Genomic DNA, 26,298 nt, shown 5'->3' with positions numbered 1-26,298 from the left:
GTTCAGTCGAGGTTGGTGCCGCTGGTGAGTTCTTCCCAGTTCGCGATCTCGCTGGTGCGAGCATCCGCGGTATAGCGATACAGGGCCAGCGCGTCCGGGCCGAGGAGCAGGAAGGCGGGCGGCTCGCTGGATTCGATGGCGGTGAAGATCGCGGCAGCTGCCTTGGCGGGGTCGCCGGCCTGATTGCCGTCCATGGTGTCGTTCTCCTTGCGGCGCTGCCCGGCGGTGCCGGCGTAGTCGGCGATGGCAGCGGCCGACTGGACGAGCGAGCGTCCGGCGAAGTCGGTGCGAAACGCGCCCGGCTCAACGACCGTCACCGAAATACCGAGAGGGGCCAGCTCGCCGCGAAGCGCACCACTGAGGCCCTCGACCGCTGCCTTGGCGGCGGCGTAGTAGCCCGATCCCACCGGCGTCACCGTAGCGCCGATCGAGGAGATGTTGACGATGGCGCCGCTGCGTCGCGCCCGCATGCCGGGGAGGACGGCCTTGATCAGGGCGACGGCACCGAAGAAGTGCGTCTCGAACAGGGTGCGGACCTCGGCGTCCTCACCCTCTTCGACCGCGGCGCGATAACCGTAACCGGCGTTGTTGACCAGCACGTCGACGCCGCCGAACCGCTCTTGGGCCTGCTGCACGGCCGAACCGACCTGATCGGGCTGGGTGACGTCGAGCGCGATGGGCAGCACCCGATCGGGTGCGGCGTCGGCCAGATCCGCGACCTTTGCGGCGTCGCGTGCGGTGACGACGGCATTGTGGCCGGCACCGATGACGGCGTCGGCGAGGGCGCGGCCGAGTCCGGTCGAGCAGCCGGTGATGAGCCAGGTGGGCATGGGCGGTCTTCTTTCAGTCGTGGCGCAGTCAGCGCCGGCATCGTGTCGAGCTCAGTCGGTCAACGCGCGGCCCACAATCAATGGATCCGGCTCACCCACAAGCTCATGATCCTTGTCGTCGTAATCGGTTTTGGCGAGAACGTGGCGCATGGCGTTGATGCGGGCCCGCTTCTTGTCATTGCTTCGCACCACGATCCACGGGGCGATGTCGGTATCGGTCGCCTTGAACATCTCCTCTTTTGCGGCGGTGTACTCGTCCCACTTGGTGACCGACTCCATGTCCATCGGTGAGAACTTCCACTGCCGTACGGGGTCGACCAAACGGATCGCGAACCGGGTGCGTTGCTCGGAGGGTGACACAGAAAACCAGAACTTGGTCAGGTCGATCCCGTTGGCGACCAACATTCCTTCGAAAAGCGGTGCCTGCTGCACGAATTCGGCGTGTTCCTCGGGGGTGCAGAATCCCATGACCCGCTCGACGCCCGCGCGGTTGTACCACGACCGGTCGAACAGCACCATTTCGCCGCCGGCCGGCAGATGGGTGATGTAGCGCTGGAAATACCACTGCGATTGTTCGCGCTCGGTCGGCTTCTCGAGCGCGACGACCCGCGCGCCGCGTGGGTTGAGGTGTTCCATGAATCGCTGAATGGTGCCGCCCTTGCCCGCCGCGTCGCGACCCTCGAACAGGATTACGTGTCGGGTGCCGGTGCGCTTGCCGTGGTTTTGCAGCTTCAGCAGCTCGATCTGCAGCCGCCGCTTCAAGTGCTCGTATTCGTCGCGCGGCATCCGGTGGTCGTAGGGATAGCGCTCGCGCCACGTTTGCACATGATTGCCCTCGCGGTCGAGCAGGACCGGATCGTCGTCATCGTTGTCATCGACCGTGTATCCGTGATCCGGAGTGGACAGGGCCTCGAGATCAATCTCCGCCATAGTCCGACGTTATCCCCGGCTATGCCGAGGCACATCGCTCCAGGCGGAAGGTGCGCATGAAGCCGCCCGGTTGCGTCGTGAGCGTCACCTCCACCGCGCCACTGGGCGCGACGACGTAGCGCTCCTCGACGTCCGGGCCGTCCGTGCGCCGCCCGACCGGCTGGCGCCCGAGGTCGTCACGGTCGTAGAGGGCGGGGTCGAAGGGGAAGAGGACCGGATCGTAGGGCGTCACGTCCCCGTCGGGACGGCCGTTGACGAGGCGGCTGCACTCCACGAAGCGGAAATGTCCGATGTTGTGCGCCGCACGGTATGTCCGCTTGACGATGAGCGGCGTATCCCCGTCGGCGGGCAGTGCGGCGTCCTTGCCCACGATCGGATCGAAGACGACGTCGGCGCCCGCCTCGGCCTCGCGGAAGACTCCGAAGTGTCGCGAAAAGCGTTCGGACAACGCGAAACCGGACTCCTTGTCGAGGAAGACGGCGAGACCGATGGCCGTCGCGGCAAAGGGGTGCGGTGAGCGTTTCACACGCTTGTCGCCGAACGTGGTGCGCAGCATCCGGGAGATGAGGGGGAAGCCGCCGGCCCCGCCCACCACGTAGATGCCCGCGACCTCGGACCACGCCACGTCCCTGCCCTGAGTCGGGTCGCGCAGGATGCGGTTGAGGAGTTCGATCGTCGGTGTAACGAGCGGCGCGCATACCGAGTAGACGTCGTCGATGCCGCACGAAAACGGCGGCCGATCGACCTTGTCATCGATCGCCGCCATGTCCGCCAGGAAGCGACGCGTCTGCGGCCCGACGGCCTCCTTGCGAGCCGCGCATTCCTCCTTCAGCAGGTCGCGTGCGGCGGCATCCGGATCGGGAAGCTTCGAACCGTCCAGGACGAGCCGCACAATCGCCTCGTCGAAATCGTCTCCGCCCAGACGCTGGATGCCTTCGCTGAGTACGACTTCGTTCGAGTGCCCGGTCATCTTGAGAAGCGACGCGTCGAAGGTACCTCCGCCAAGGTCGTAGATCAGGACGTATTCGCGTTTGGCGGTGATGGTGGAGCGGTACCGATGCGCGTATTCGAGGCTCGCCGCGGACGGCTCGTTGAGCAGCGCGACGACGTGAAAACCCGCCGCCACGAAGGCATCCAGCGTCAGCAGGCGCTGGGCGCTGGAGGCATTGGCGGGCACGCTGATGGCCGCCTCGATGGTGTCACCCGGTGTCAGGCAGCCATTGGAGCGCTGCAGAAGATCGCTTTTCAGCTGAGCCAGAAAGCCGGTGAGAAGTTCGGCCAACCGGTAGCTGCGGCCGGCCAGCGTCACCTCGGTTTGCGGTCCGCCATCGTTGAGCAGGCGCTTGATCGATCGCAGCACCGACCAACCCGGCTGGTGGCGGACGGCAGCGGCGTCCACACCGAATCGCAACTCCCCGGCCGCGTTGGCGGCGATGAGCGAAGGCCAGGCATCGACTCCGTCGAACGAGACGACCGGGTAGTTGCCCCGGTCGACGAGCGCGACGACTGTGTGGGTGGTGCCGAAGTCGATACCGACTCTCATTCCGCACAATCTTAGGGCGGTGCAGCGAACTTCGGGACTACTGATTTAACCGGCGTGGCGTTCGCCGGACATTGATGCCTGCGGCGCGTCCCATTGCCGTTGCACCTCCCGCTCCGCGGCGGTGGCAATCAGGCCCGAGGGCGCGAACATCTTCGACGGAATCGGCTCATCCTCGGTCAACGGCCTGCCGCCGCCGCGAATTGTCCTGAACGCGACGATAATTCCCGCGGCCAGCACGATGATCACCACGATCGCGAAAAGAATCGACAGGGTGCCCTGCAGGAAGGTGTTCCTGATGACGTCGTCTAGCTGATGTGCATTCTTGGCCGAGCCGAATGCGGTCTTGCCCGCGTCCTTGGCGGCGGAGTACTGGAAATGTTGTGACCAATAGCCGATGGCCGGATCCGCTGAGAAGATCTTCTGCCACGACGCGGTCAGCGTGACCGTGAGATCCCACAGCAGTGGAACCCCCGGAATCCATGCCCACTTCAGCAGGCCCTTCTTGATGACGATCACGGTGACGACGGTCAGCGCGATCGCCGCGAGCAGCTGATTGGCGATACCGAATAGCGGAAACAGTGTGTTGATGCCACCGAGCGGATCGGTCACGCCCATCAGCAGGATGCTGCCCCATGCCGCGGCCACGACCAGGCTGCAGACCCATACGCCCGGGCGCCAGCTCGGGTTCCGCAGTTTGGCCAGCGGACCGCCCAGGTTGCCCAACGCGTCGGACAACATGAAACGCGCGACCCGGGTGCCGGCGTCGACAGCGGTCAGGATGAACAGCGCCTCGAACATGATCGCGAAGTGATACCAGAACGCCTTGAGGCCCGCGCCGCCGAAAACCCGGTTCAGTACTTCGGACATGCCCACCGCAAGCGTCGGGGCTCCGCCGGTGCGCGACACGATCGACTTTTCGCCGACGCCGGCGGCGACTTGATTGAGCTGTTCCGCGGTCGCCGGGGCGCCCGACAACCCGAGCCCATTGACGTAGTGCGCCGCGGTGGCCGCGGTCCCGCCGGTCTGCGCGGCCGGGGCGTTCAGCGCGAAGTACACGTGCTGGTCGAGGATCGCCGCGCTGATCAGTGCCATGACGGCGACGAACGACTCGGTCAGCATGCCGCCATAGCCGATGAAGCGCATCTGGCTTTCCTTCTCCAGCAGCTTCGGTGTCGTCCCGGACGAGATCAGCGCGTGGAATCCGGAGAGCGCGCCGCACGCGATGGTGATGAACAGAAAGGGGAACAGTGCGCCGGGAAACACCGGCCCGTCACCGCTGTGCGCGAACCGTGAGACGGCGGGCGCCTGGATGACGGGATGCGCGATACAGATACCGAGCGCCAGCATCGCGATGGCGCCGACCTTCATGAACGTCGACAGGTAATCGCGCGGCGCCAGTAGCAACCACACCGGCAGCACCGACGCCACGAAGCCATAGATGATGATCAACCACGAGACCATGACCGCGGACAGATTCAACCAGGATGCGCCCCAAGATGTTTCGCTGACCCAGTTACCGGAAGCCACGGCGGCCATGAGCAACGCAAAGCCGATCAGTGACACTTCGGCCACCCGTCCCGGACGCAGGAACCGCAAGTAGCAGCCCATGAAGATGGCGATGGGGATGGTCATCGCGATGGAGAACACACCCCACGGACTCTGGGCCAGTCCCCGCACCACCACCAGTGCCAGCACCGCGATGATGATCACCATGATGACGAAGGCCCCGAGCAGGGCGGCGCCGCCGCCGGTCGCACCGAGTTCGTCGCGGGCCATCTGGCCCAGCGACCGGCCCCGGCGCCGGGTCGAAATCCACAGCACCAAGTAGTCCTGCACCGCTCCGGCGAATACCGCGCCGAAGATGATCCAGATGCTGCAGGGCAAATAGCCCATCTGGGCGGCCAGCACGGGACCCACCAGCGGTCCGGCCCCGGCGATGGCGGCGAAATGATGGCCGAACAGCACGCGCCGGTCGGTCGGCACGTAATCGGTGCCGTCGTCGAGAACTTCGGCCGGTGTGGCGTGGTCGTCGCGCGGGCGAACGACCTTCATCTCGATCAACCGGGCATAGAACCGGAATCCGATGACGTACGTGCACACCGCCGCGACCACAAACCAGACGGCATTCACCGTTTCACCGCGAACGAACGCGATGAACGCCCAGGCGATCGCACCGATCACCGCGATGATGCTGAAGACGATTTTGTGCCCGACGGTGATGGGGGAGCGGTCGATGATCGCAACCGGTGGCAAGTCGTCGTCGGTACGGATGTAGCTGACGTCTTTGTCGTGCACAGTCACGGTCAAACCCTACGACGGCGGGCAGTTCGTCGCCCGGGGAGAATCAGTACAGCGCACGGACGTTGTCGATGGTGTCGGCTTCGGCCGGGCTCTTGTCGTCGCGGTAGCGCACGACCCTGGCAAACCGCAGCGCGAGACCGCCCGGGTAGCGCGTCGAGCGCTGCACGCCGTCAAGCGCGATTTCGACGACCTGCTCGGGGCGCAACTGGACGACGTAGCCGTCCATCGATCCGATGGCGAGGTCGCTGAACCGCGCGGTCTGCCAGTCCAGCATGGCATCGGTCATGCCCTTGAAAGTCTTTCCCACCATGATGAATTCGCCGGTGGCCGGATCGCGCGCGCCCAGGTGGATATTGGACAGCTTGCCGACTCGGCGTCCCGAACCCCATTCCACCGCGAGCACCACGAGGTCGAGCGTGTGTACCGGCTTGATCTTGAGCCAGCCCGCCCCGCGCCGGCCGGCAAGGTAGGGCGCGCCGGGTGCCTTCGCCATCACCCCTTCGTGACCGGCGGCCAGCGTCGCCTCCAAGAAAGCCGCGGCGGCACCGGGGTCGGCGGTGACCAACCGGTCGACCCGGTGTCGGGTCGGCACCAGCCCGTCCAGGGCGGCCAGCCGGTCGGTGGTGGGCGCGTCGAGCAGGTCGACGCCGTCGCAGTGCAGGAGGTCGAAGAAGAATACCGAAAGCGGCTGCGCGGCTTGGGCTCCTGCTTTTTTCGAGCCGACGTCGACGGATCGGCCGAACCGTGATGCGGTGACCTGAAAGCGGTGCGGCCGGTTGTCGGGGCGCAGCGCGATCGCCTCCCCGTCGGCGATGAGGTCGTGCACCGGCAGCGCCAGCGTCGCCTCCACGACCTCGGGCAGCCGGGCAGTGACGTCGTCCAGGCTTCGCGTGTAGATCGTGACCGCGTCCCCGGCGCGGTGGATCTGCACTCGTGCACCGTCCAACTTTGCCTCGAAGATCGTTGTGCCGCCGTGGCGTTCGAGCGCGTCGGCCACACTGGTCGCGGTCTGTGCGAGCATCGGGCCGACGGGCTGGCCCGCCCGTAGGGTGAATGCCTGCAGCGCTACTGGGCCACCGGTCAGGGCGGCTGCGGCGACCGTGGGCAGATCCCCGCCCAGCATCGCCGCGCGCTGCACCGCGGCGGCCGGGAGCTCGGCGGCCTTGGCGACGGCGTCGGTCATGATCCCGGCCAGTGCGCCCTGGCGCAGTCCGCCGCCGAGCAGCCGCACCAGGAACGCCTGCTCGGGTTCGGTCGCGGCGGCGAACAGCCTCGCCAGGAGTTCGGCGCGCCGTGCCTGTGATCCTTTGCCCGAGACGTCGCCGATCTCGGTGAAGGTGGCGTGCACGCCGGTGACGGTGAGCTCCGGCGCCGAAGCCGCCGGCGGTCGGGACCGCAACGACGCCCAGCCCACGCCGATCTGACGTTGCGGCAACTCACCGGAGAGCCAGGACACGACGATCGCGACCAATGCGGGGTCGGGTGCTGCGCGGGTCAGCAGGTCGGCGATCCGCGCGACCTTGGTCAGCCGTGACGACGTGGCGCCGACGTCAGCAGACGTGGCTACCACGTCGAGAAGGAGCACGGTCGTCAGCTTGGCATGGCTCGGTGACAACCAGCCCGAGCGGACACGCTAGCGTTCCTACGTAACGTTACAGATTGCACAGGATCTGACAACCCAAAAAGGAGAGGCCGGATGGAGATCAATGGGAAGAAGGCCGTCATCATCGGCGGCGCGTCGGGAATGGGTCGTGCCACAGCAGAGCTGCTCACCGAGCGCGGTGCGGATGTCGCCATCCTCGATCGCGAGGGTTCCGATGGTAAGTCTGTTGCCGAGGGCATAGGCGGCTCGTTCTACCCGGTCGACGTCACCGACTACACCGGCACCGAGCAAACGCTGCAGACCGCGGTCGACAAGCTCGGCGGCCTGCACGTCGTGGTCACCACCGCCGGCGGCGGCATCGCGAAGCGGACGATGACCAAGACGGGCCCCCACGACCTCGAATCCTTCCAATCCGTCATCAATCTCAACCTGATCGCCACCTTCAACATCAGCCGACTGGCGGCCGCGCACATGGCCAAGAACGAGCCCGAAGACGAAGAGCGCGGTGTCATCATCAACACCGCTTCCATCGCCGCCTACGAGGGCCAGATCGGGCAGGTCGCCTACACCGCCGCCAAGGCGGGTATTGCGGGCATGTGCCTGACCATGGCGCGTGACCTGGGATCGCTGGGCATCCGGGTGCTGGCCATCGCTCCGAGCCTGTTCGCCACGGGGCTGACCCAGGGCATTCCGGACGAGTTCGCGGCGGCCCTGACTAGGGACGCGGCGTTCCCGAAGCGACTCGGCCGGCCCGAGGAGTACGCCAAGCTGGCCGCGGCCATCGTCGACAACCCGATGCTCAACGGCCAATGCCTGCGGCTGGACGCGGGACAGCGGTTCGCGCCCAAGTAGACGCCCCCTCAGGTGCCCTCCTCGCATTAAGTACACTCTTTAAGTAGCCGCCCCGCTTCCCCTCGGAGCGGGGCAGGCCAACCAAACCAGTCCCCGCTGGGAATGCGGCGCGAGGAGGGCCCTCATGGGTATCGCATTGACCGACGACCATCGCGAACTTGCCGAAGTAGCCCGGTCGTTTTTGACCTCGCAAAAGGCACGCTGGGCGGCGCGATCGCTGCTCGACGCGGCCGACGAATCCCGGCCTCCGTTCTGGCATAACCTGGTCGAGCTCGGCTGGCTCGGCCTGCACGTCGACGAGGAATACGGCGGCTCCGGCTACGGGTTGCCCGAACTCGTGGTGGTGATCGAAGAGCTCGGCCGCGCGGTGGCGCCGGGGCCGTTCGTCCCGACCGTGATCGCGTCGGCGGTGATCGCCAAAGACGGTACAGCCGAACAAAAGTCGCGATTGCTGCCCAGCCTGATCGACGGCACCGTCACCGCGGGCATCGGCCTGGACAGCCGGGTGCACATCACCGACGGTGTCGCCGACGGTGAAGCCGGAGTCGTGTTGGGGGCCGGGCTCGCCGAGCTGCTGGTGATCGCCGCGGGTGACGACCTGTTGCTGCTGGACCGCGGCCGCTCCGGTGTCTCTGTCGAGGTGCCCGAGAACCTCGATCCGACTCGGCGTTCCGGACGCGTCCGTCTGCAGAACGTCAGGGTCGCTCCCGACGACATCATTTCGGGGGCGCGGGAATCGGCGTTGGCCCGGGCGCGGACGTTGCTTGCCGCCGAGGCGGTGGGCGGAGCGTCCGACTGTGTCGATGCCGCAGTCGACTACGCGAAGGTGCGCCAGCAATTCGGCCGCACCATCGCTACGTTCCAAGCGGTCAAGCATCATTGCGCGAACATGCTCGTTGCCGTGGAGTCGGCGACCGCGGCGGTGTGGGACGCCTCGCGTGCGGCAGCAGAGGACTCATCAGAGGACGAAGCGCAGTTTCGCCTCATCGCCGCAGTGGCTGCGGCGCTGGCTTTTTCGGCTTACGCCCGCAATGCCGAACTCAACATTCAGGTGCATGGCGGCATCGGCTTCACCTGGGAGCATGACGCGCATCTGCATCTGCGCCGGGCGCTGGTGACGACGGCGCTGTTCGGCGGCGACGCACCCGCCCGCGATGTGTTCGAGCGCACCGCGGCGGGTGCCGTCCGGGAAAACAGCCTTGATCTGCCTCCCGAGGCCGAAGAGCTGCGTACCCGGATCCACGCCGACGCCGCCGAGATCGCCGCGTTGGACAAGCAGGCGCAACGCGACAAGCTGATCGCGACCGGCTACGTGATGCCGCACTGGCCCAAGCCGTGGGGCCTGGGCGCCGATGCGGTGGAGCAGTTGGTGATCGAGGAAGAATTCCGTGCGGCCGGGATCAAACGGCCCGACTACGGCATCACCGGATGGGTGATCCTGACCCTGGTCCAGCACGGAACTCCTTGGCAGATCGAAAGATTCGTCGAGAAGGCGTTACGCAAAGACGAGATCTGGTGCCAGCTGTTCTCCGAACCCGACGCGGGGTCGGATGCGGCGTCCATCAAGACGCGGGCCACGAGGGTCGACGGCGGCTGGAAGATCAACGGTCAAAAGGTGTGGACCAGCGGGGCCCACTACTGCGCGCGCGGCCTGGCGACCGTGCGCACCGACCCGGATGCGCGCAAGCACGCCGGCATCACCACGGTGATCGTCGACATGAAGGCGCCCGAGGTCGAGGTGCGACCGCTGCGGCAGATCACCGGCGGCTCGGACTTCAACGAGGTGTTCTTCAACGACCTCTTCGTCCCCGACGAAGACGTTGTCGGGGCGCCCAACTCAGGGTGGACGGTCGCGCGGGCGACGCTGGGCAACGAGCGGGTCAGCATCGGCGGCAGCGGGTCGTTCTACGAGGGGTTGGCAACCGCGCTGGTAGAGATGGCCCAACAGCACGCAGATCGGTTGGCGGGCGCGGATATCCGGGTCGGGTCCTACCTGGCCAACGAAACCGCGCTGCGGCTCCTCAACCTGCGCCGGGTGGCCCGCAGCGTCGAAGGTGCGGGCCCGGGGCCGGAAGGCAACGTCACCAAACTGAAGCTGGCAGATCACATGGTGGAGGGGGCCGCGATCATGGCGGCCCTGACCGGGCCCGAGGTCGCGCTGGTCGACGGACCCGGCGCGGCGCCGGGCCGGCTGATCATGGGTGCACGCGGCATGGCGATTGCCGGCGGCACCTCGGAGGTCACTCGAAACCAGATCGCCGAGCGGATTCTCGGCATGCCGCGCGACCCGCTGATCAACTAGCAGGGCTGCTAGCGCCGGTCAGCCGGCGGTCGGCGCGAACAACGGCGCCCCGCCGGCACCCTTCTCGGGCCAGAGATGCACCGGCATCCCGCACGTCACCGAATCTGGCTCGCAGCCAACGATATTGGCGGCCAAGCGCAGCCCGCTTTGTTCGGCGAGTTCGACGATCGCGATCACGTAAGGGACGGGGATCTCCGGGTTATACGGGTGGTGGTTGACCGTGTAGGTGAACACCGTGCCATGTCCGGAGACCGGCCGCGCGACGAGCGTGGCGCCGCACTCCCGGCATTCGCCTGCCGCGGGATGCACCCAGCGCGGGCAATCGTCGCAATGCTCGATGAGCAGCTCTGATGTCGACTCGGCTGACACGGGCAATACAGTACACTCTATTGGTTCGGTGTGGGTATGACGGGTTCGGTCTGATGGGCGGTGCAGATGACGTATTTCGAAAAAAACGCGATCGTGTCCGGTATCGGCATTTCGCGGATCGGCCGCCGTACCGGCATCCCGGGGCGCGACCTGACCATGGAGGCGGTGCGCGGGGCCATCTCCGACGCTGGATTGGCGCCCGCCGACATCGACGGCATCGCCACGTTGGGTGACACGCCAGCCGCGGAGGTCAACGCCGAATTACGCATCGAGGCGGCGGATTGCGGAGCCGGGTTCGGTACCGGCGGACTGCTGAGTCCGGTGATGTCGGCATGCCGCGCGGTGTCCGAGAGACGCGCCCGGCACGTTGTGGTGTACCGGACCATCCAAATGCTCGGTGGCACAGTCCCGGTCAAGCCGGACGAAAATGCGCCCGCCCCGCCGCTTGCCCGGATGTTCGAGACTCCCGAGGGCGAAGCCAAGCCGGCTGTCGGTGCGATGGACGATGTCAACGATCTGGTTGCGGCGCAGGCCTATTCCGCTGCCAACTGGCTGGCGCTGAACTGCCGCCGGCACATGGAGTTGTACGGAACCACCAAGGAGCAGTTGGGCTGGCTTGCCCTCAACGGCAGGCGCAACGCCGCGCTGAATCCCCTTGCGGTCTACCGCGAGCCGATGACGATGGCCGACTACCTGGGGGCGCGGCTGGTGTCGACGCCGTTCGGGCTGCTGGACTGCGACGTGCCCATCGACGGCTCGATCGCAGTGGTGGTGTCGAATGCGGAGTACGCCCCCGATTGCCCGCACCGGCCGGTGCGGGTGGAGGCGATCGGCGGGTCTAACGGCGCCGGTGGCTGGTTCCACCGCGACGACTATCCGAAGATGGCCATGTCGGATGCGACGGCGCAGATGTGGTCACGCACCGAATTGAAACCCGCCGACCTCGCCCTCGCCGAACTCTACGACGGTTTCACCTATCTCACCATCGCCTGGCTAGAGGCCCTGGGGATCTGCGGTGACGGCGAGGCCGGTCCGTTTGTCGAGGGGGGCGCGCGGATCGCCCGCGACGGTGAGTTGCCGCTGAACACCTACGGCGGCCAACTCTCGGCGGGCCGCATGCACGGTTACTGGGCGCTGCACGAAGGGTGTCTGCAGTTGCGCGGCGAAGCGGGGGAGCGGCAGGTGTCGCAACGCCCAGAGGTCGGCGTGGTTTCCGTGGGCGGGGGCCCCGTCGCGGGTTGCATGCTGCTCACGTGTTGAGACAGCTTGTGGGAGTGCGGTATTGAGCTTCAGGTAAGCCCCGCGTCGCGCGCGGGCGGGACACGAAAGCTGGCTTCGACGATTGCCCGGGACATCGAGGCGGATATTGTTCGCCGGGGCTGGCCTGTCGGAGAGTCGCTGGGTTCTGAACACGCTCTGCAACAACGCTATGGGGTGAGTCGATCGGTGCTGCGGGAGGCCGTTCGCCTGGTCGAGCACCATCAGGTGGCCCGGACGCGCCGCGGACCCAACGGCGGGCTGCTGATCAGTGAGCCCGACGCGGGACCAGCGACCCGCGCCGTCGTCATCTATCTCGAGTACCTGGGCACCACGCTCGGCGATCTGCTCAACGCGCGGCTGGTGCTCGAGCCGTTGGCGGCCTCGCTCGCGGCGGAGCGGATCGACGAAGCCGGCATCGTGCGGCTGCGCGGGGTGCTGCGCGCGGAGGAAGAGTGGCGGCCGGGTCTGCCCGCGCCGCGGGACGAATTCCACATCGCGTTGGCGGAACGATCGAAAAACCCTGTCCTACAACTGTTTATCGACGTGTTGATGAGGCTTACCACGCGGTACGCCCTGCGGTCGCGGACCGACTCGGCGAATGAGGCCATCGAGGCGCTCGACTACATGCACAGCGATCACTCCGAAATCGTTGCCGCGGTCACCGCTGGAGATTCCGCGCGTGCCAAGACATTGTCCGAGCGGCACGTGGAGGCGGTGACCGCCTGGCTGCAAGAGCATCACCGCGGGGACGACGCGGGCCGCAGCGGTGGCCGGGTCGCCCGCGCCGGCCGGCGACGTAAGCCGGCCGACACGGAATTACCGCGCGGCAAGATGGCCGAGGTGCTGGCGGCCAGCATCGGCGAGGAGATCGGCTCCGGCGACTGGCAGATCGGTTCGGTCTTCGGAACCGAGACGGCGTTGCTGCAGCGCTACCAGGTGAGCCGCGCGGTGTTGCGCGAGGCGGTGCGGCTGCTCGAATATCACTCGGTCGCGCAGATGCGTCGCGGACCCGGTGGCGGGCTGGTCGTCACAAAACCCCATGCGCAAGCCAGCATCGACACCATCGCGTTGTACCTGCAATTCCGGAAGCCGAGCCGCGAGGACCTGCGTTGCGTCCGGGACGCCATCGAGATCGACAACGTCGCCAAGGTGGTGAAGCGGCGCACCGAACCCGATGTGGCCGCCTTCCTGCACAACCACCGGGCCGCCCTCGACGACAACCTGCACGCCGCTGATGATGCGCGCCAAGCAACATCCGAGGAATTTCGGTTCCATATCGGCCTGGCGCAACTGGCCGGCAACGCCCTGTTGGACCTGTTCCTGCGGATCATCGTCGAGTTATTTCGCCGGCATTGGTCCAGCACCGGACAGGAGCCACCGGCGCGGGACGACGTCGTCGCCGTCGAGCACGCCCATCTACGGATTCTCGACGCGATCGCGGTCGGCGACGACAGCTTGGCGCGCTATCGCACCCGTCGTCATCTCGACGCCGCCGCCTCGTGGTGGCTGTGACGCACGCCGCGTCCATCCGAGGCCGGTTTGTGATCACTTCTCTGCGTAGGGAACGCAAGTCCGGGGTATTGGGATGAGTAACTGAGAAGTGCAGACAGACAACAGGACGGCCGGTCCAGCAGGGGGTTGGCATTGGTGATGGAAAGCAGGAGCTTCGAAATGACTACGGGCGCGGAGGACGGGCGACAAGGCTTCGTTCATTCCGCGCTCTTCTACTACTCCCAACGGGAGTACGTGGAGGCTGTGGTTCGCTTCGTGCTCGAAGGTTTGGCGTTAGACGAGCCGGTACTGGTCGCGGTTCCCGGCGAGTATCTGGCATTGCTGCGCGATGCGCTGGGTGGCGAGGGCTCGACCGCCGGACTGCAGATGGTCGACATCGCCGAGACCGGCCGCAACCCGAGCCGGTTCCTGGCGTTGGAGGGCTCCTTCGTCGAAGAGAACGCCGACCGGCGCGCGCGCATTGTCAGCCAGGTTTTCTGGCCCGGCCGCAGCACGGACGAGTCTCTGGCCTGCATGCAGCATGAGGCGCTGGTCAACCACGCGTTCGAAGGCCGCCAGCTGACCGCGTTGTGTCTCTACGACGCGGAAAGGCTGGACGAGGACGTGTTGGCGAGCGCCCGTGCGACCCACCCGCTGCTGTGGAAGGGCGGTTCGCTGCAACCCAGCCCCGACTACGCGCCGGATGACGTGCTGGCGCAGTGCAATCAGCCACTGGCCGCCAATCCGGGTGCCGTCACCTACATGGTCCGCAGGTCTGCGGACCTGCGGCCGGCGCGGTCTTTCGCGGTCAACTACGCCGGTTGGGTCGGACTGTCCCAGGATGGCATCGAAGATCTGCAGCTGGTCGCCACGGAGCTGGCCACCAACAGCTTGATGTACACCGACGGCGCCTGCCGGCTGGCTTTCTGGCGCGACGACGACCATCTGGTGTGCGAGGCGCGCGATAGCGGGTGGATCGACGACCCGCTGGTGGGACGCTTGGACCCGGGCCCTGCCGGCCCCGCCAGCCGCGGATTGTTTCTGGTCAATGCCATCTCGGATCTGGTGCGCACTCACACCGCGAGTACCGGGACGACGATTCAGGCATACCTGCGAATGGATGCCGCGCCGGGGCCAATCGGGTAATAGGAAGGCGGCCCGCCAGGAACCGAGGTTCCTGGCGGGCCGCCTTGCCCGTCGGTTAGAGGATCCCGCCGAGAATGCCGCCCAAACCGCCGGTGACCCCGCCTACAGTTCCGCCCAGGGTGCCGCCGAGGGTGCCACCCGTGCCGCCTGCAGCTGTCGAGCAGCCCGGTAAGAGCAACACCGCGGCCACTCCCGCGGCGGCTGCAACGGCTTTAACGGATTTCTTAGTGCTCTTCCCCTTCATGATCTTCCCTTTCATCGCCGGGTTGGCGTTTCCTTGTCGTATTAGTGATTAGGCATATGTAGAGCAACAGATAGGCATGGCTGTCGCCGACAGACATACATCTGAACTACTGGCGAATGAGCGTACGAATAGGTGGCACGCAGGCAGAATTACTGGGGGATGATCCCGCAGCGAGCGTGCAGCTTGTCCCTGATTGGCTAAAGGCCGCCGATGGTTATCAGTCCGCCGCCGCCCGTGCCACCGGCGGCTGTCGAGCATCCCGTCGGTACCAGCAATATCGCGACCACACCGGTCGCTGCTGCTACTGCTCGAATGGTCTTCTTGGCGTTCTTCGACTTCATCGTCGTGCCTTTCCGAGAGGGGACAAATAGCCGTTGTTGCGGTTAAGGACACCTCCGCATACCCCCCTGTTACACACGTGTAAACCAGATTTCGTGATCTTTTTCACGATGCGTTTGAGACTGAGTTTTGTCACATCTGCACTGGCACAACAGCAATGGAGGAGCATCCCGCGGTGGCGACAGCCCTGGCCGGCTAAGCGGGAGATGGTCAGCCCGCCCGCCGCAGCGGCAGCTCTAAAGGGTTGTTTTGGCGCTTATCGACTTCGTCGTCATGCCATTGATCTGTCGAACGGCCGGGCGCCCTGCGCTGACGCGACGACCGGATAGCGACTCGTGACTCGGTATTCGGAGCGACGGTGATTAGCTCTCCGCTGCAGCTACCCGTTCCCACGCTGATGACAATCGAGTCGGAACCAACAACACTTCGATCAGCCCGATGGCCACCGTCGCCGCTTCACGGGCCTTCTCGGCTACCGTCGACTCCATTGTCGTGCCTTTCATCTGAGGGGGATGCATAGCCGCGCGCGGCTGAGGCGACGTCGGGATAGCCACTATTCGACACATGTAAACCTATTGCGGGGTATTGAGTTCCAGCGCGGCGCGCAGTGCGCTTAAGCGTTTAACCAGACCATTCACGGCATTTGAATTCAATTGGCGATCGGGCGGCCGCGTAGCGCTAAAGGAAGTTGCACTATCGACCTGCGGCGTCTACTGTCGCGCTCGTGCGTCTTCTCACGAGTGCCGTAGTAGCCAGCACCCGCAGCGGGGTCTGATCCAGACCGACCCCCCGCTGTGGGTCGGAAGCTACTACCCGTCGGTCGCTCCTGCTGACCAGAGAAGACCGACACAATGCCCCTTCCACAGACTCTTTCCGAGCCACTCTCCTTTTTAGAGCTGGACCCCTCGAGCGATCCGGCGCCAGAGTGCAGGGCCAACGCGTGGTTCGCCGATCACTATGGCGTCGCATTGCCGCGTGGCCTGCGCGAACAGGCCGACGCGATGTCCTGGGAGAGCTTCGTTACGACCTACGGCCACACCGCCGGCCCGCTGCGGCTGGGGTACTGGGCGTGCACGGACACCGAGGGACGCGGCGGGCGGCTCGGTGCGCAAGCCCGCAACTTCCGGGCGATGATCGCCGTCGGCGATTGCCTCAGCAGCTCGACCGCTGCCGCCAGCGGTCCGATCGCCGCACTCACCGCGATGCTGCATGAGCGCGGGATCGCGATCGAGACACTGAAATTCCATCAGATGGCTTCGCGGGAGGGCACCGCCACCTTCATCTGCGGCAGCGATGGCCTGCGCGCCGAGTGGGCACTCGGCCTATCCGAGGATCCGACGCAGTCGGCGCTGCGCGCGCTGATCGCCTGCGCCAATCGGCTGGGCAGCGAAAAAGACGCTGCCTAGCCGGCGCGAGTTCATAGCGGGCGCAACACAATTGGCATGCCGTCTTTCGGCACCGGCATGCCGCCGTAGTCCCACTCGCACTTGTAGCCCGGGCGGGGTGGCTCGAGCCGGTACTTGCGCAGCAGCCGGTGCAGGATCGTCTTGATTTCCAGCTGCCCGAACGTCATTCCGATGCACTTGTGCGCGCCCCCGCCGAACGGTGTGAACGCGTAGCGGTGCCGTTTGTGCTCATTGCGCGGCTCGGTGAACCGCTCCGGGTCGAATTTCAGTGGGTCCGTCCACAATTCGGGTAGCCGGTGATTCATCCCGGGGTACGCGATGACATTGGTGCCCTTAGGGATGTAGTAGCCCAGCAGGTCGGTGTCGCGCACCGTCTGCCGCATCGCCCACTGCACCGGCGTCACGAGCCGGATCGACTCGTTCATCACCAGGTCGAGTGTCTCCAGCTTCTCCAGCGAGTCGATGTCGAGCGGCCCGTCGCCGAGCCGGTCGGATTCTTCGCGGCAACGCTGCTGCCACTCCGGGTGTCCGGCCAGGTTGTAGGCCATCGTCGTCACCGTCGACGTCGAGGTGTCGTGCGCGGCCATCATCAAAAAGATCATGTGGTTGACGATGTCCTCGTCGGAGAACTTGTTGCCGTCGTCGTCCGCGGTCAGGCACAGCACCGACAGCAGGTCGGTGCCCGGGTTGGCGCGTTGTTCCTGCACCCGCTCGCGGAAGTAGTTCTCCAGTAGTTCGCGCGCCTTGAGGCCCCGCCACCAGGTGAACGGCGGCACCGGGGTGCGGATGATCGCGTTGCCCGCGCGGGTGGTGATCGCGAACGCGTTGTTGACCTTGGTCACCAGGTCGTGGTCGGTGCCCGGCTCGTGGCCCATGAACACCATCGAGGCGATGTCGAGCGTCAGCTCCTTCATCGCCGGGTAGAGCAGGAAGCGAGCGTCGTTGGCCACCCAGTCGTTGGAGATCGTCTTGGAGACCACCTGGTCCATCTGCTCGACGTAGCTGGCCAGCCGGGAACGGACAAACGCCTCCTGCATGATCCGCCGGTGGAACATGTGCTCTTCGAAGTCGAGCAGCATCAGGCCGCGGTTGAAGAATGGCCCGATCACCGGAACCCAGCCCTGCTGGGAGTAGTCCTTGTTGCGGTTGGAGTACACGACCTGGGCGGCGTCCGGGCCCAGCGCGGCGATGCCCGGGAGCACGGGTGAGTCGCCGAAGACGACCGGGCCCTTGGTCTCGTAGAGGAACTTCAGATAGTCGGGTCCGCCGCGCAGCATCTCGATGACGTGGCCGAGGACCGGCAGCCCCGCGTCGCCGATAGCAGCCTTGAGCTCGCTGCCCGGTGGTGGGTCGGCGAGTTTGCGCTCCGGGAATTGAGTGTTCAGCAGCTTGCGTTCCACCATCCCCATGCCGGGAAAGTTGTTGAACGACGGGGTGAACCGGCGCCGTGCCTGGTCGAGCAGGTATTGCGGGGTGCTGATGGTGGCGGGCATGAACGCTCCTTTGCGAACCCGGGGCTGGTGACCTCCGTCACTTGCCACTATCCTTCGGGACGAAGTTGACGGCTGTCAAGTTTGTATTTGGAGGAGTGTGGTGCAAGGTCAGGGGATGAGCAGCCACGCGGAGCCGGGCGAGCCGGCGACGCGGCGACGTGGCGATAAGCACCGGCAGGCGATCATGGCCGCGGTGCGTGAATTGCTGCAGGAGCGGCCGTTCGCGGAGCTGTCGGTCAGCACCATCAGTCTTCGCGCCGGGGTGGGCCGATCCGGCTTCTACTTCTACTTCGACTCCAAGTACGCGGTGCTCGCCCAGATCGTGGCCGAGGCCACCCAAGAGCTCGAAGAACTCACGCAGTTTTTTGCTCCCCGTCAGCCCGACGAGTCACCGGAGCAGTTCGCCAAGCGGATGGTGGGCAGCGCGGCCGCCGTCTACGCGCACAACGACCCGGTGATGACGGCCTGTAATGCCGCCCGCTACACCGATATCGAGATCCGGGGCATTCTCGAGCAGCAGTTCGAGGTGGTCGTGCGCGAGATCGTCGCCATCGTCGACGCCGAGATCAAAGCCGGGACCGCGAACCCGATCAGCGACGACATTCCGACGCTGGTGCGCACGCTGACCGGCACCACCGCGTTGATGCTGACCGGTGACCCGGCCTTTATCGGCGGAGCGGACGACGACATCGACCGTCGCGTCCGGCTTCTCGAACAGTTGTGGCTGAACTCGTTGTGGAGTGGCGCCCGGGCATAACGCGGGCCCGGCCGTTACCGGCGGTATCGTCACCGTCATGGCGCAGAGAGGATCCGCGCGGTACTTCGCGGGAAAGCGCAGTCTTGTCACCGGCGCGGCCAGCGGCATCGGCCGGGCCACCGCGTTGCGGCTGGCGGCGCAGGGGGCCGAGTTGTTCCTGACGGATCGCGACGCCGACGGGCTGGCACAAACGGTGGCCGACGCCCGCGCGTTGGGTGCGCAAGTGCCGGCGCACCGGGTGCTGGACATCGCCAACTACGACGAAGTCACGGCGTTCGCCGCCGACATCCACGCCGCCCACTCGAGCATGGACGTCGTGATGAACATCGCCGGAGTGTCGGCCTGGGGGACCGTTGATCGACTGAGCCACGAGCAGTGGACCAAGATGATCGCGATCAACCTGATGGGCCCGATCCACGTCATTGAGACGTTCGTTCCGTCGATGGTGGCGGCCGGCCGCGGTGGCCACGTGGTCAATGTGTCGTCGGCGGCCGGATTGGTCGCGCTGCCTTGGCATGCCGCCTACAGCGCCAGCAAGTACGGGTTACGCGGGCTGTCCGAGGTGCTGCGCTTCGATCTGGCCCGGCACCGCATCGGGGTTTCCGTGGTGGTGCCCGGCGCGGTGAAGACGCCGCTGGTCAAAACCGTCGAGATCGCCGGCGTAGACCGGGACGACCCCAGGGTCAGCCGGTGGGTCGACCGCTTCAGCGGTCATGCGGTGTCGGCGGAGACGGCTGCCGAGAAGATCTTGGCCGGAGTGGCGAAAAACAGATACCTGATCTACACGTCGCAGGACATTCGCGCGCTGTATGCGTTCAAGCGGCTGGCGTGGTGGCCCTATAGCGTGGCCATGCGTCAGGTGAACGTCATCTTCACCCGGGCGCTTCGGCCCAGCCCGGCGCAGCTAGGCCGGCATGACCAATTCGAGTCGCACCCCGAGTAATCGGACCGGACGGTCGAGTTCGAACAGATCCAGGACCTGCAGGGCGGCCGCGACGATGACGTCGGGATCGGTGGTGGGCGCCGGCAGCTTGCGGATTTTGGTCCGCGTGTAGAACGTCGCGGTCCGCACCGTGACCGCGACCCGGGTGACGACGCGTGCCGACGCCACGACGTCATCCAGGGCTTGCCTCGCCAATTCTGTTACAGCCGAGTCCATTTCGGATCGGTCGGTGAGGTCGCGCGGGAATGTGACGACGTGGCTGCGGGAGCGCGGAACCCAGGGCTCGGCGCTGACCTGCTGCTCGCCACCGCCCTTGGCGAGCAGCAGCAGCCACAGGCCGGTGCGCGAGCCGAAGGCCGACGTCAGCAGCTCGGCATCGCTATTCGCCAGCTCTCGCACAGTGGTAACATCCAGCGCCGCAAGCTTTTTCGCCGTCTTCGGGCCCACGCCCCACAGCGCGTCCACCGGACGCTCGGCCATCACGTTCATCCAGTTCGCGTCGGTGAGCGTGAAGACGCCGCCCGGTTTCGCAAAGCCGGTGGCCACCTTGGCGCGCTGTTTGTTGTCGCTGATGCCGACCGAACACGACAGCCCGGTCTCCGAAAAGACAACGGCGCGAATCCGTTCCGCGACTTCAACGGAATCGGCGGCCGTCACCGCCACATAGGCTTCGTCCCAGCCCCATACCTCGACCGGGTGCCCCAGGTCCCGCAGCAATCCCATCACCTGCTCGGATGCCTCGTCGTAGGCGGCCGGATCTGATGGCAAGAAGGTGGCGCCGGGGCAGCGCCGAGCGGCGGTACGCAATGGCATGCCCGCGTGCACCCCGAACTCGCGGGCCTCGTACGAGGCGCAGGTGACGACCTTGCGCGGTTCGGTGGGATCACCGCTGCCGCCGACGATGACAGGCAGCCCGGCCAGTTCGGGATGGCGGCGCAGCTCGACCGACGCCAGAAATTGGTCGAGATCGACATGCAGGACCCAGCTCGACTCCGGCGAGGCCATGGGGTCAGGTCACCGCCCACACAGTTTGCGCGCCAAGCTTTCCCAGGCATCGCCCAGCGTCTCGAGGGTGTGTTTGCCGTAATTCAGTTGGTGCTCCACATAATCCACGTCGAGCAGGGACAGCAGCGCGTCGGTCTGGACCTCGAGATCGCCACTGGTGTGGGCCGCCTGCAACAGCACCCGCACATGGGTGCGCTGCACCGCAGCGGCGCCCACGTGGCGGGTCACCGGATCGCCTTTGGCCGCCGAGAGCAGCGCGTGGTGGGCGTGCACGAAGCACAGGCGGTCCCGGCCGAACGCCACCAGTCGGTCCATCGGCGGCGCGTCGGGTCCCAGCGGCGGCGGGCCGAACAGAAAGGCCTGCTGACTGGCGCGTTCGTCCTCGTCGAGCAGCACCATCATCAGCCCGGCCCGGCTGCCGAACCGGCGGAACAACGTGCCTTTTCCGACACCGGCGGCCGCGGCGACGTCGTCCATCGTGACCGCGTCCGCGCCACGCGTGGCGACCAGGCGCCGTGCTGCCTGCAGCAGCAGCTCGCGGTTGCGCGCCGCGTCGCCTCGCTCCTGGGGCAGCTCTCGCAGCGCCGACACGGGCAATTCGCCCAACCTCTCGACACCGCTCACCACTGCACTTTAACGCGGCCGGAATAAAACGGACTACAGTCCGTTTAAGTCGTGGAAAGATGTAGACCAACAACCGAAGGGAACCGAACAGTGGCAGAGATCAAAGTCGTGGCGTTGGTGGGGAGTCTGCGCGCGGCATCGATAAATCGCAAGATCGCCGAACTTGCGGTCGAGGTAGCGCCCGACGATGTCGCCATCACCGTGTTCGAGGGTCTGGCGGACTTGCCGTTTTACAACGAAGAGATCGACGACGTCATGAACACCGACGCGCCGCCGCTGGCTTCGGTGGATGCGCTGCGCGCCGCGGCCGGCGAGGCGGATGCCGCCCTGGTGGTCACCCCCGAGTACAACGGCAGCATTCCGGCCGTCGTCAAGAACGCGATCGACTGGCTGTCTCGACCGTTCGGCAACAGCGCGTTGAAGGGCAAGCCGTTGGCAGTGGTCGGAGGGTCTTTCGGACAGTACGGCGGGGTGTGGGCGCACGACGAGACCCGCAAGTCCTTCGGTATCGCCGGCGCACGGGTAGTGGACACGATCAAACTGTCGGTGCCGTTTGGAACTTTGGAGGGCAAGGCTCCCGCCGAGCACGCCGAGTTGGTGGCCAATGTGCGCGACGTGGTCGGCAAGCTCGCGGCCGAGGTCGGCTGATTTGGCGGTATCCAACAAGCCGTGCGCTTGGTGACCAGCAGCGTTCTGGCAAGTGAATAGCGAAAGCCGCCAGCTAGCCTGGCGGCTTTGCTAGCGGCGGGTAGGCACGCGGACGGCACCGGTGTTGTCGGTGGCCGGTGCTATACCGATACACATGTGCGTCTTGGACGGGGTTTGTGATCTGCGACACGCCGGGGCGGGCATGCGCGTCAGGGCTTACGACCAGGGAATTTCAGAATTGTTATTCGGAACATCTTGTATCTCGGGATCTTGTCAGCCCCTAGGTGTAGTGTTTCGACAGCCGGCAGATCCCAGGTTCACCAAGCCAGCCCGGCCCGGTGAACCACTCGGAATCGGTTGGAAGGTTCGAAGCCAGGTGCTTCAACCTGACAGCCGCAGAACGGGAATCTTGGGGCTTGACGGATCGCTGAACTTAGCGCAGATGTAGTGCCCCAAGCAGTTGCCAGTCCGTAACAAAATTTCCGACCTTCTTTCCGCAGAGGAGCGGCTTCAATGAGCATCACCGTGTACACCAAGCCGGCATGTGTGCAGTGCAGCGCCACCTACAAGGCTCTCGACAAGCAGGGCCTGGCCTACGAGAAGGTCGACATCAGCCTGGATGCCGAGGCGCGCGACTACGTGATGGCATTGGGCTATCTGCAGGCCCCCGTGGTGGTGGCAGGAAACGACCACTGGTCGGGCTTCCGGCCGGATCGGATCAAGGCGCTTGCCGGGGCGGCGCTGAGCGCCTAGTCCAGTAGATGAGCAAGTAAGGAGGTTGCGGTGCCATGGATGTCACGCAGTGCAACCTCGTCTATTTCTCTTCCGTGTCGGAGAACACCCACCGCTTCGTCCAGAAGCTGGGTGGTCCCGCCACGCGGATACCGCTGCATGGCCGCATCGAGGTCGACGAACCGTACGTATTGATATTGCCCACGTACGGCGGAGGCCGGGTCACGCCGGACATCAATGACGGTGGCTACGTCCCCAAGCAAGTCATCGCGTTCTTGAACAACGAGCACAACAGGTCGTTGATCCGCGGCGTCATCGCCGCGGGCAACAACAACTTCGGCACGGAATTCGCCTATGCGGGCAATGTGGTGTCCCGCAAATGCGGCGTGCCGTACCTCTACCGGTTCGAACTCATGGGCACCCCGGACGACGTGGAAGCCGTCCGCTCGGGGCTTGCTGACTTCTGGAAGGACCAGACGTGTCACCAACCGTCACAGCTGCAGAGCCTGTAGCCGCCCCGCACGCCCTTCCGGGCGAGACGGACTACCACGCGCTCAACGCGATGCTCAATCTGTACGACAAGGACGGCAAGATCCAGTTCGACAAGGACCGGGAAGCCGCGCATCAGTACTTTCTGCAGCACGTCAACCAGAACACGGTGTTCTTCCACAATCAGGACGAGAAGCTCGACTACCTGATCAAGGAGAACTACTACGAACGCGAGGTGCTCGACGAGTACTCGCGCAACTTCGTCAAGACGCTGCTCGACCGGGCCTACGCCAAGAAGTTCCGGTTCCCGACGTTCCTCGGCGCGTTCAAGTACTACACCTCGTACACGCTGAAGACGTTCGACGGGAAGCGTTACCTGGAGCGGTTCGAGGACCGCGTCGTCATGGTGGCGCTGACTCTGGCCTCCGGTGACACCATGCTGGCCGAGAAGCTCGTCGACGAGATCATCGACGGCCGGTTCCAGCCGGCCACCCCGACGTTCCTCAACTCCGGTAAGAAGCAGCGCGGCGAGCCGGTGAGCTGCTTTTTGCTGCGCATCGAGGACAACATGGAGTCCATCGGGCGGTCCATCAACTCCGCTCTGCAGCTGTCCAAGCGTGGCGGCGGAGTTGCGTTGTTGCTGAGCAACATTCGCGAGCACGGCGCGCCCATCAAGAACATCGAGAACCAGAGCTCGGGCGTCATCCCGATCATGAAGCTGCTCGAGGACTCGTTCTCCTACGCCAACCAGCTCGGTGCGCGTCAGGGTGCCGGCGCGGTGTACCTGCAGGCGCACCATCCCGACATCTACCGGTTCCTGGACACCAAGCGGGAGAACGCCGACGAGAAGATCCGCATCAAGACGCTGAGCCTGGGCGTGGTGATTCCCGACATCACCTTCGAGCTGGCCAAGAAAAACGAGGACATGTACCTGTTCTCGCCGTACGACGTCGAGCGCGTCTACGGTGTTCCGTTCGCCGACATCTCGATCACCGAGAAGTACTACGAGATGGTCGACGACGCGCGCATCCGCAAGACGAAGATCAAGGCGCGCGAGTTCTTCCAGACGCTGGCCGAGCTGCAGTTCGAGTCCGGCTACCCGTACATCATGTACGAGGACACGGTGAACCGGGCGAACCCGATCGAGGGCAAGATCACCCACTCGAACCTGTGCTCGGAGATCCTGCAGGTGTCCACGCCGTCGCTGTTCAACGAGGACCTGTCGTATGCCAAAGTGGGCAAGGACATTTCGTGCAACCTCGGCTCGCTGAACATCGCCAAGGCGATGGACTCGCCGGACTTCGCGCAGACCATCGAGGTGTCGATCCGGGCGCTGACCGCGGTGAGCGACCAGACCCACATCTGGTCGGTGCCCTCAATTGAGCAGGGCAACAACGACTCTCACGCCATCGGTCTCGGCCAGATGAACCTGCACGGCTACCTGGCCCGGGAGCGGATTCTCTACGGCTCCGAAGAGGGCATCGACTTCACCAACATGTACTTCTACACCGTGCTGTATCACGCGCTGCGGGCATCGAATCGCATTGCGATCGAACGGGGTAGTGCGTTCGGCGGGTTCGAGCGGTCGAAGTACAAGTCGGGGGAGTTCTTCGACAAGTACACCGACCAGGTGTGGGAGCCGGCCACCGCGCGGGTGCGGGAGTTGTTCGCCGAGGCCGAGATTCGGATTCCGACGCAGGATGACTGGAAGCGGTTGAAGGAATCGGTGCAGCAGCACGGGATCTACAACCAGAACCTGCAGGCTGTCCCGCCGACCGGATCGATCTCCTACATCAACCACTCGACCAGCTCGATCCACCCGGTGGCGAGCAAGATTGAGATCCGCAAGGAAGGCAAGATCGGCCGCGTCTACTACCCGGCGCCGTACCTGACCAACGACAACCTGGAGTACTACCAGGACGCGTACGAGATCGGCTACGAGAAGATCATCGACACCTACGCCGCCGCCACTCAGCATGTGGACCAGGGCCTGTCGCTGACGTTGTTCTTCAAGGACACCGCCAGCACCCGCGACGTCAACAAGGCCCAGATCTACGCCTGGCGCAAGGGGATCAAGACGCTGTACTACATCCGACTACGGCAGATGGCATTGGAAGGAACCGAGGTCGAGGGCTGCGTGTCCTGCATGCTGTAGGCGCCCGGCGGCCAGTCTGTGCAGGTCAGCGCCTACAACGGGGTAAGGTGCTTTAGGTGGTGAGAATTCCTCGACCCCACCCGAGCGTGAAGCCGGGGGCGAAGGTCGACGCGCGCAGCGAACGTTGGCGGGAGCACCGCAAGAAGGTGCGCAGCGAAATCGTCGAGGCGGCATTCCGCGCCATCGACCGCCTGGGGCCCGAGCTGAGCGTGCGGGAAATCGCCGAGGAAGCCGGCACCGCCAAGCCGAAGATCTACCGGCATTTCCACGACAAGTCCGACCTGTTCCAGGCGATCGGCGAGCAGCTGCGCGACATGCTGTGGGCCGCTATCTTCCCGTCGATCAACCTGGCCACCGACTCGGCCCGCGACATCGTCCGCCACGGTGTCGACGAGTACGTCACCCTCGTCGATCAGCATCCCAACGTGCTGCGCGTGTTCATTTCGGCGCGCTCCGGAGCGACCACCGAGTCCACGGTGCGCACGCTCAACGAGGGCCGTCAGATCACCTTGACCATGGCCGACATGTTCGACAACGAACTCAAGGACATGAAGCTGGACCATGCGGCCTTCGAACTGGCCGCACACGCGGCCTTCGGAGCGGCCGCGTCATCCACCGAGTGGTGGTTGGGCCCCGACCCGGACAGCCCACGACGCATGCCGCACGAGCAGTTCGTCGCCCATCTGACCACCATCATGATGGGGGTCATCGTCGGCACCGCCGAGGCGCTGGGCATCGCGGTGGACCCCGACCAGCCGATCCACAGCGCCGTGCGAAGCAATCCTGCCGCCAGCTGAGCAGCGGCGATGTTGACATCGCATCGGGCTTTGCTAACA

25 protein-coding genes are annotated in these 26,298 nt (G+C 65.4%); 13 read left to right on the top strand and 12 right to left on the bottom strand.

What is annotated here, in order from left to right; all coding sequences use genetic code 11:
* Positions 1–2 precede the first annotated feature (2 nt).
* From ACTXG5_RS25200 to ACTXG5_RS25180, 5 genes are read right to left on the bottom strand one after another with little or no spacing between them, the layout of a single operon-like run.
* Positions 3–830 carry an oxidoreductase gene (locus ACTXG5_RS25200; protein ID WP_445161379.1) on the bottom strand — a complete coding sequence of 276 codons (828 nt, stop codon included), beginning with the start codon at positions 828–830 and terminating at the stop codon, positions 3–5.
* 51 nt (positions 831–881) lie between these two features.
* Complete coding sequence (ppk2, locus tag ACTXG5_RS25195; protein WP_445161378.1) at positions 882–1,760, bottom strand: polyphosphate kinase 2; 879 nt, start codon at positions 1,758–1,760, stop codon at positions 882–884.
* A gap of 19 nt (positions 1,761–1,779) precedes the next feature.
* On the bottom strand, positions 1,780–3,303 hold the full coding sequence (locus tag ACTXG5_RS25190) for an Hsp70 family protein (protein WP_445161377.1): 1,524 nt from the start codon (positions 3,301–3,303) through the stop codon (positions 1,780–1,782).
* A 45-nt stretch (positions 3,304–3,348) separates the two neighbouring features.
* Complete coding sequence (locus ACTXG5_RS25185; RefSeq protein ID WP_445161376.1) at positions 3,349–5,610, bottom strand: carbon starvation CstA family protein; 2,262 nt, start codon at positions 5,608–5,610, stop codon at positions 3,349–3,351.
* 37 nt (positions 5,611–5,647) lie between these two features.
* The gene (locus ACTXG5_RS25180) at positions 5,648–7,189 is read right to left on the bottom strand and encodes an ATP-dependent DNA ligase (RefSeq protein ID WP_445161375.1); all 1,542 of its coding nucleotides are present in this window, start codon (positions 7,187–7,189) and stop codon (positions 5,648–5,650) included.
* 111 nt (positions 7,190–7,300) lie between these two features.
* Between ACTXG5_RS25180 and ACTXG5_RS25175 the strand changes: the two genes are divergently transcribed.
* Positions 7,301–8,059, top strand: coding sequence for an SDR family NAD(P)-dependent oxidoreductase (locus ACTXG5_RS25175; RefSeq protein ID WP_445161374.1), 759 nt, complete (start codon positions 7,301–7,303; stop codon positions 8,057–8,059).
* A 124-nt stretch (positions 8,060–8,183) separates the two neighbouring features.
* Positions 8,184–10,361: an acyl-CoA dehydrogenase gene (locus ACTXG5_RS25170; RefSeq protein ID WP_445161373.1), complete on the top strand. Its 2,178-nt coding sequence runs from the start codon at positions 8,184–8,186 to the stop codon at positions 10,359–10,361.
* Positions 10,362–10,379: 18 nt separating this feature from the next.
* On the opposite strand, the gene ACTXG5_RS25165 is transcribed toward ACTXG5_RS25170, so the two are convergent.
* Positions 10,380–10,730 carry a Zn-ribbon domain-containing OB-fold protein gene (locus ACTXG5_RS25165; RefSeq protein WP_445161372.1) on the bottom strand — a complete coding sequence of 117 codons (351 nt, stop codon included), beginning with the start codon at positions 10,728–10,730 and terminating at the stop codon, positions 10,380–10,382.
* A gap of 66 nt (positions 10,731–10,796) precedes the next feature.
* Here ACTXG5_RS25165 and ACTXG5_RS25160 point away from each other — a divergent pair, with 66 nt between their 5' ends.
* From ACTXG5_RS25160 to ACTXG5_RS25150, 3 genes are all read left to right on the top strand, one after another.
* Positions 10,797–11,990 carry a thiolase family protein gene (locus tag ACTXG5_RS25160; protein ID WP_445161371.1) on the top strand — a complete coding sequence of 398 codons (1,194 nt, stop codon included), beginning with the start codon at positions 10,797–10,799 and terminating at the stop codon, positions 11,988–11,990.
* A gap of 21 nt (positions 11,991–12,011) precedes the next feature.
* Positions 12,012–13,502: a FadR/GntR family transcriptional regulator gene (locus tag ACTXG5_RS25155; protein WP_445164586.1), complete on the top strand. Its 1,491-nt coding sequence runs from the start codon at positions 12,012–12,014 to the stop codon at positions 13,500–13,502.
* A 159-nt stretch (positions 13,503–13,661) separates the two neighbouring features.
* Positions 13,662–14,627, top strand: coding sequence for an anti-sigma factor RsbA family regulatory protein (locus ACTXG5_RS25150; RefSeq protein ID WP_445161370.1), 966 nt, complete (start codon positions 13,662–13,664; stop codon positions 14,625–14,627).
* A gap of 55 nt (positions 14,628–14,682) precedes the next feature.
* On the opposite strand, the gene ACTXG5_RS25145 is transcribed toward ACTXG5_RS25150, so the two are convergent.
* From ACTXG5_RS25145 to ACTXG5_RS25135, 3 genes are all read right to left on the bottom strand, one after another.
* Positions 14,683–14,871 (bottom strand): hypothetical protein, encoded by a 189-nt coding sequence (locus ACTXG5_RS25145; RefSeq protein WP_445161369.1) that lies wholly within the window; start codon positions 14,869–14,871, stop codon positions 14,683–14,685.
* A gap of 197 nt (positions 14,872–15,068) precedes the next feature.
* Positions 15,069–15,212 carry a hypothetical protein gene (locus tag ACTXG5_RS25140; RefSeq protein ID WP_445161368.1) on the bottom strand — a complete coding sequence of 48 codons (144 nt, stop codon included), beginning with the start codon at positions 15,210–15,212 and terminating at the stop codon, positions 15,069–15,071.
* 360 nt (positions 15,213–15,572) lie between these two features.
* Positions 15,573–15,698: a hypothetical protein gene (locus tag ACTXG5_RS25135; RefSeq protein ID WP_445161367.1), complete on the bottom strand. Its 126-nt coding sequence runs from the start codon at positions 15,696–15,698 to the stop codon at positions 15,573–15,575.
* A 363-nt stretch (positions 15,699–16,061) separates the two neighbouring features.
* Between ACTXG5_RS25135 and ACTXG5_RS25130 the strand changes: the two genes are divergently transcribed.
* The gene (locus ACTXG5_RS25130; protein ID WP_445161366.1) at positions 16,062–16,616 is read left to right on the top strand and encodes a homocitrate synthase; all 555 of its coding nucleotides are present in this window, start codon (positions 16,062–16,064) and stop codon (positions 16,614–16,616) included.
* Positions 16,617–16,627: 11 nt separating this feature from the next.
* On the opposite strand, the gene ACTXG5_RS25125 is transcribed toward ACTXG5_RS25130, so the two are convergent.
* Positions 16,628–18,109: a cytochrome P450 gene (locus ACTXG5_RS25125; RefSeq protein ID WP_445161365.1), complete on the bottom strand. Its 1,482-nt coding sequence runs from the start codon at positions 18,107–18,109 to the stop codon at positions 16,628–16,630.
* Positions 18,110–18,224: 115 nt separating this feature from the next.
* On the opposite strand from ACTXG5_RS25125, the gene ACTXG5_RS25120 reads away from it, so the two are divergent.
* Positions 18,225–18,866: a TetR/AcrR family transcriptional regulator gene (locus ACTXG5_RS25120; protein WP_445161364.1), complete on the top strand. Its 642-nt coding sequence runs from the start codon at positions 18,225–18,227 to the stop codon at positions 18,864–18,866.
* A 37-nt stretch (positions 18,867–18,903) separates the two neighbouring features.
* On the top strand, positions 18,904–19,809 hold the full coding sequence (locus tag ACTXG5_RS25115) for an SDR family oxidoreductase (RefSeq protein ID WP_445161363.1): 906 nt from the start codon (positions 18,904–18,906) through the stop codon (positions 19,807–19,809).
* On the opposite strand, the gene ACTXG5_RS25110 is transcribed toward ACTXG5_RS25115, so the two are convergent.
* Together ACTXG5_RS25110 and ACTXG5_RS25105 are read right to left on the bottom strand one after the other, a co-directional pair.
* Entirely contained in the window at positions 19,771–20,814 is a 1,044-nt protein-coding gene (locus ACTXG5_RS25110) for a DNA polymerase IV (RefSeq protein WP_445161362.1), read from the bottom strand. The genes ACTXG5_RS25115 and ACTXG5_RS25110 overlap by 39 nt on opposite strands.
* 9 nt (positions 20,815–20,823) lie before the next feature.
* Positions 20,824–21,438 (bottom strand): TetR/AcrR family transcriptional regulator, encoded by a 615-nt coding sequence (locus ACTXG5_RS25105; protein WP_445161361.1) that lies wholly within the window; start codon positions 21,436–21,438, stop codon positions 20,824–20,826.
* A gap of 90 nt (positions 21,439–21,528) precedes the next feature.
* Between ACTXG5_RS25105 and ACTXG5_RS25100 the strand changes: the two genes are divergently transcribed.
* From ACTXG5_RS25100 to ACTXG5_RS25080, 5 genes are all read left to right on the top strand, one after another.
* On the top strand, positions 21,529–22,086 hold the full coding sequence (locus ACTXG5_RS25100; protein ID WP_445161360.1) for an NAD(P)H-dependent oxidoreductase: 558 nt from the start codon (positions 21,529–21,531) through the stop codon (positions 22,084–22,086).
* Positions 22,087–22,599: 513 nt separating this feature from the next.
* Positions 22,600–22,839 carry a redoxin NrdH gene (locus ACTXG5_RS25095; protein WP_445161359.1) on the top strand — a complete coding sequence of 80 codons (240 nt, stop codon included), beginning with the start codon at positions 22,600–22,602 and terminating at the stop codon, positions 22,837–22,839.
* A gap of 35 nt (positions 22,840–22,874) precedes the next feature.
* Positions 22,875–23,330, top strand: a complete 456-nt coding sequence (nrdI, locus tag ACTXG5_RS25090) for a class Ib ribonucleoside-diphosphate reductase assembly flavoprotein NrdI (protein ID WP_445161358.1) — start codon at positions 22,875–22,877, stop codon at positions 23,328–23,330.
* 50 nt (positions 23,331–23,380) lie between these two features.
* Entirely contained in the window at positions 23,381–25,462 is a 2,082-nt protein-coding gene (nrdE, locus tag ACTXG5_RS25085; RefSeq protein ID WP_445164585.1) for a class 1b ribonucleoside-diphosphate reductase subunit alpha, read from the top strand.
* Positions 25,463–25,518: 56 nt separating this feature from the next.
* Entirely contained in the window at positions 25,519–26,259 is a 741-nt protein-coding gene (locus ACTXG5_RS25080; RefSeq protein ID WP_445161357.1) for a TetR/AcrR family transcriptional regulator, read from the top strand.
* Positions 26,260–26,298: the final 39 nt, after the last annotated feature.

The organism is Mycobacterium sp. Dal123C01, assembly GCF_052566995.1.
The sequence above is the reverse complement of the archived record's forward strand: the minus strand, read 5'-3'. Positions and strand labels throughout refer to the sequence as shown.